Raw genomic sequence first — 1,846 nt, 5'->3', positions numbered from 1 at the left:
GGCAGCCGGGCGCGGTTGCTGCGGCCCCGGTGCGGGCCGGGCGGGCGCCGGCGATTTGGCGATCGGCATCGACGTCGTCTGCGGCGGGCGGCCGGCCATACCCTGGTGCCGTCCGATTTCGAAGCTCAGTTGCGGCCCGTCGGGATTGCCGATGTTGATGGCCTGGCCGTCGAGGATGTCGACCACCGGCACGCGGCGGCCGTGCACGTAGGTGCCATTCAGCGAGCCGTTGTCGATGGCCCGCCAGCGACCCTGTTCGAACCGCAGCAGCAAGTGTGCCCGCGAGATCAGCGGATGTGTGATGCGCATGTCAGCACGGAGATCGCGGCCTACCACGATGTCGTGACCTGCGGCGAAGGTGCGTTCTGATCCGTCGTACCGGACTGTCAGCGCGGGCGGTGCGGCGTGACTCATCGCCCCAACATTAGCTGCATGGCTCACTGCACCGACTGTATCGGCTGCCGCTCGATCGCTTCCGAGCGACACGGGCGACGGGTCAGTAGCTCAGTGAGCCAACGCGTCGGGGGCGCCGGTGACCACGCAGCGGGTGCGGGTGTAGATCGTCGGCATACACCGGTTGCAGTGCGTGCACGCCGAGCGCACAGCGGCGCCGTCGCGCGCGATCCGGTTGATCAAATCGGGCTCGGCCAGCAGCGCCCGGCCCATCGCGACGAACTGGAAGCCTTCGGCCATGGCCAAATCCATCGTTTCCCGGTTGGTGATGCCGCCGAGCAGGATCAGCGGCATCGTCAGCTCGGCGCGGAACTGCTTGGCTTCGCGCAACAGGTAGGCCTCGCGGTACGGGTATTCGCGGAGAAACTTCTTGCCGGTCATCCGCATGCCCCAGCTCAGTGGCGGCTTGAAGGCGCCGGCGAACTCCTTGAGCGGGGCGTCGCCGCGGAAGAGATACATCGGGTTGACCAGCGAGCTACCCGCGGTGAGTTCGATGGCGTCCAATCCGCCGTCGTCTTGCAGCCACTTGGCGGTGGCGATCGCCTCGTCGACCGGGATGCCGCCCCGCACCCCGTCGGACATGTTGAGTTTGGCGGTCACCGCGATCTGATTCTGGACCGCGTCTCGCACGGCCATCACCATGGCGCGCGCCACCTTGGCCCGGTTCTCCAGCGAGCCGCCGAACTCGTCGCTGCGACGATTGATCAGCGGGCTGAGAAACGCGCTCGCCAGATAGTTGTGGCCCAGATGCACTTCGACGGCGTCGAACCCGGCGTCGACCGCCAGTCGGGCCGCGTCGGCGTGCGCGGCGATCACGTCGTCGACGTCTTGACGAGTTGCCTTCTTGGCGAACCGCATACCGATCGGGTTGAAGAACCGCACCGGAGCCAGCGCCTTGGCCTTGTTGGAGCGGGCGTTGGCGACCGGGCCCGCGTGTCCGATCTGTGCGCTGACCGCCGCGCCCTCGGCGTGGATCGCTTCGGTGAGCCGCCGGAAACCCGGCACGGCCTCCGGGCGCATCCAGATGCCGTTTCCTTCAGTGCGGCCGCCTTGCGATACCGCGCAGTAGGCCACGGTGGTCATGCCGACTCCGCCGGCGGCGGGCAACCGGTGGTATTCGATCAGGTCGTCGCTGACCAGCGCATCGGGCGTGCGGGCCTCGAACGTCGCGGACTTGATGGTGCGATTACGCAGCGTGATGGGCCCGAGCTTCGCCGGCGCCAGCACGTCCGGAGCTTCGGACATGGCTGGAGCCTAACGGCGATCGCAAGGTCGGCGAAGCCGAACGCAGCGGGTCGCAGTCGATCGGCCTAACGGCGATCGCAAGGTCGGCGAAGTCGAACGCAGCGGGTCGCCGTCGATCGGCCCCTGCGTCCACCTCAGCGCGCATGCC

General features: G+C 68.0%; 2 protein-coding genes. Both read right to left on the bottom strand.

Features of this window, described 5'->3' with window-relative positions:
- Positions 1-414, bottom strand: a 414-nt coding sequence (locus WAO18_RS06070) for an FHA domain-containing protein (RefSeq protein ID WP_422204716.1), incomplete at its 3' end; no start/stop codon positions are given.
- Between the two features lie 90 nt (positions 415-504).
- Entirely contained in the window at positions 505-1,698 is a 1,194-nt protein-coding gene (locus WAO18_RS06065; RefSeq protein ID WP_422204715.1) for an NADH:flavin oxidoreductase, read from the bottom strand.
- Positions 1,699-1,846 lie beyond the last annotated feature (148 nt).

Origin of the sequence: Mycobacterium sp., assembly GCF_049278535.1 — a bacterium.
Taxonomy (GTDB): domain Bacteria; phylum Actinomycetota; class Actinomycetes; order Mycobacteriales; family Mycobacteriaceae; genus Mycobacterium.
The sequence above is the reverse complement of the archived record's forward strand: the minus strand, read 5'-3'. Positions and strand labels throughout refer to the sequence as shown.

Bases quoted from the DNA above. Each gene is read 5' to 3' on its own strand.
- WAO18_RS06065 (WP_422204715.1), bottom strand. From the start codon at position 1,698: ATGTCCGAAGCTCCGGACGTGCTGGCGCCGGCGAAGCTCGGGCCCATC.